Below are 3,126 nucleotides of genomic sequence, written 5' to 3'. Positions count from 1 at the left end.
CATTGACTCAGGAGGCTGAAAACTTACTTAGCCCCCCAATGAGCCGCATGACCTTCTAGGTTATTAGTGCTCCACCTCAACCCCGAGAGGCGGTGTGTGATCGATCACATGCCGTCCGTCGACTTGCTGAGGGCGTCTCACTTACAACGGCCATAACAATGAACTACACAGCCATAGGAGGGCGGTGTGCATGGGGGTATACATGTGGTTCAGCCGCCGCCCGTTTGCTGCTGCGTAGCGATCCCGCAAATAGCCAATTCGAGCGACCGAGTGCCCATGGCCAGATCTGGTTCTCGATCTGGTTGTTGTCGATGGGCACGGCTCCATCTTCCAGGTAGCGTGTCAGCGCCACCCGGCGTTTAAGGCTGTAATCGAGGGCTCTGGCCGTTGCGGAGCCGTTGGGCACAAGATCGCGCTGGGCCAACATCCAGTCATGCAGTTTTTTGATGATCGGCGCCGCCTTTTCCTGCCGTATTTGGTGGTGTTGCCGCTGACCGAAAACTGACCCAGTAAAGGCTGTTCTGCCGACTGAAAACTGACCCAGGTGTTCAACTGCTTCTGCTCACTTTTCGAGCAGGAGAACACAGGGTGATCAGCATGGAAATGTTGGGAAAAATCCGGCGGATGTACTTCCGCGACAAGCTCTCGCTGCATCAGATAGCCAAGCGTACCGGGCTGTCGAGAAACACCATTCGAAAATGGGTCAGAGCACCCGAAGCCACTCAGCCGGCGTACCAACGGTGCGCAACCTTCAACAAACTCAGTCCATTTCACGAGACGCTTGAGCAGGCGCTCAAGGCCGATTCGTTTCGGGCAAAGCACAACCGCAGAAGTGCCAAAGCACTCTTCGAACAGATCAAGGCCGAGGGGTACGACGGCGGCTACAGCCAGCTCACCGCCTTCATACGCTCGTGGCGCGGCCAGCAAGGCAAGTCTTTACGGGCCTTTGTGCCGCTGACCTTTGCACTCGGCGAGGCCTTTCAATTCGACTGGAGCGAAGAAGGTCTGCTGATCGGCGGCCTGTTCCGACGCATCCAGGTCTCCCATATGAAACTGTGCGCCAGTCGCGCATTTTGGTTGGTTGCGTATCCCAGCCAAGGCAACGAGATGTTGTTCGATGCCCATACCCGCTCGTTTGGCGCGTTAGGTGGGGTGCCGCGTCGTGGCATCTACGACAACATGAAAACGGCTGTCGACAAGGTCAACAAGGGTAAAGGCCACACGGTCAATGCCCGGTTTGCCGTCATGTGTGCGCACTACCTATTCGATCCGGACTTCTGCAACGTGGCCTCCGGCTGGGAAAAAGGCATCGTTGAAAAGAACGTCCAAGACAGCCGACGACGCATCTGGCTCGATGCTCAAAACTGCATGTTCCACACCTTCGAGGAATTGAATGCCTGGCTCGGCCAACGCTGCCGTGCGCTCTGGGACGAACTGGTGCACCCGCAGTACAACGGGCTGACAGTGGCGGACGTCCTGGAGCTGGAACGCGCCGAATTGATGCCGATGCCGACTGCCTTTGATGGCTACGTCGAGCGCACCGTACGGGTCTCCAGCACCTGCCTGATCAGCGTGGCGCGAAATCGCTACTCGGTGCCGTGTGAGCGGGTCGGTCAGTGGGTCAGCAGCCGTTTGTATCCCACGCGGGTGGTGGTCATCGCCGATGAAACGATGATTGCCAGTCACGAGCGCCTGTTTGATCGAGATCAGGTCAGTTTTGACTGGCAGCATTACATCCCGCTCATCGAACGCAAGCCCGGTGCGCTGCGCAATGGCGCTCCGTTTGCCGATCTGCCGAAGCCGTTGCAACTGCTAAAACGCGGTCTGAGGCGGCACACCAATGGTGATCGAGTCATGACGCAGGTACTGGCGGCTGTTCCCATCGCCGGGCTCGACGCCGTATTGGTGGCTGTGGAGTTGGTACTGGAATCAGGCAGCTTGAGTGCTGACCACATCCTGAATGTCCTGGCTCGACTGACATCGACAGCAGTCCCTCCGTCCGCCGAAACCAGCCTAGCGCCTGTCGCCAATACGGCACGCTACGACCGGCTCCGTACCACCGATGAGGAGACTCGCAATGCGTGATCTTAAGGCGGAACTCAAAGAACTGCGTCTGCATGGCATGGCCAGCGCCTGGGAAGAACTGGCCTCGCAAGGCGAAGCCTCAACGACCTCGTCGAAATGGCTGCTTGAGCATCTTCTCCAACAAGAACATGCGGATCGAGCGGTGCGCTCAGTGAACCACCAAATGAACATGGCCAAACTCCCCATGCATCGTGATTTGGCCGGTTTCGACTTCATCGCTTCCAGCGCAGACGCCCGCCTGGTCAGGGATTTGTCCAGCCTGGAATTCACCGATACCGCGCAGAATGTCGTGTTCATCGGCGGGCCTGGTACAGGCAAAACACACCTCGCCACCGCCTTAGCCGTGTCCGGGATCACGACGCATCACAAACGCGTGCGCTTCTACTCCACGGTGGATCTGGTCAATCTGCTGGAGCGCGAAAAGTACGACGGCAAGACGGGCCGCATAGCTCAAGGGCTGTTACGAACAGACCTGGTGATACTCGATGAACTGGGGTATTTGCCCTTCAGTCAGAGCGGTGGTGCCCTATCCAAGCTATACGAGCACACCAGCGTGGTGATCACCACCAACCTCAGCTTCTCGGAATGGTCGAGTGTGTTCGGTGACGCCAAGATGACCACAGCGTTGCTGGATCGGCTGACACACCACTGCCACATCGTCGAAACGGGCAACGAGTCCTACCGCCTGCAACACAGCACTCTGGCCGCGCAGACAAAGATCAAATCACGTGAACGAAAGCGCAAGGACGAAGATGGTATCGAGGACGATGAGCTGTTCTGATCAGCACCGAAAATACCCTGCCGCATGCCCACATGCGGTGGGGCTTAGTGCCTCTTCCACTGGGACACGACTGCTAAGCTTATCCACAATTGCTGATGCAAAAATCAGCAATCCGCCCTGGGTCAATTTTCAATCGGCAGGATCAGTTTTCAATCAGCGCCGACAGTGATACCCGTTTCAGCGTGGAATGCATCCGCTAATTCAGCTTGGCTGGAGAAGGGATGGGCTTGTGCAAGCTTGACTAGCATTGGGTACTGCTC

General features: G+C 57.2%; 2 protein-coding genes and 1 pseudogene. 2 read left to right on the top strand and 1 reads right to left on the bottom strand.

Annotated elements, in window-relative coordinates:
• Positions 1 to 211: 211 nt before the first annotated feature.
• Positions 212 to 490: pseudogene (locus tag CRO75_RS32085) on the bottom strand (transposase); the annotation flags it as partial.
• Positions 491 to 597: 107 nt separating this feature from the next.
• Between CRO75_RS32085 and istA the strand changes: the two are divergent.
• Both istA and istB read left to right on the top strand, forming a co-directional pair.
• Complete coding sequence (istA, locus tag CRO75_RS32075) at positions 598 to 2,085, top strand: IS21 family transposase (RefSeq protein ID WP_102063202.1); 1,488 nt, start codon at positions 598 to 600, stop codon at positions 2,083 to 2,085.
• Entirely contained in the window at positions 2,078 to 2,866 is a 789-nt protein-coding gene (gene istB / locus CRO75_RS32070; protein WP_097140644.1) for an IS21-like element helper ATPase IstB, read from the top strand. The genes istA and istB overlap by 8 nt, the downstream gene beginning before the upstream one ends.
• Positions 2,867 to 3,126 lie beyond the last annotated feature (260 nt).

This window comes from Pseudomonas sp. LAMO17WK12:I10 (genome assembly GCF_900215185.1).
Taxonomy (GTDB): Bacteria; Pseudomonadota; Gammaproteobacteria; order Pseudomonadales; family Pseudomonadaceae; genus Aquipseudomonas; species Aquipseudomonas chlororaphis.
This window is presented reverse-complemented; position numbering and strand designations above follow the sequence as displayed.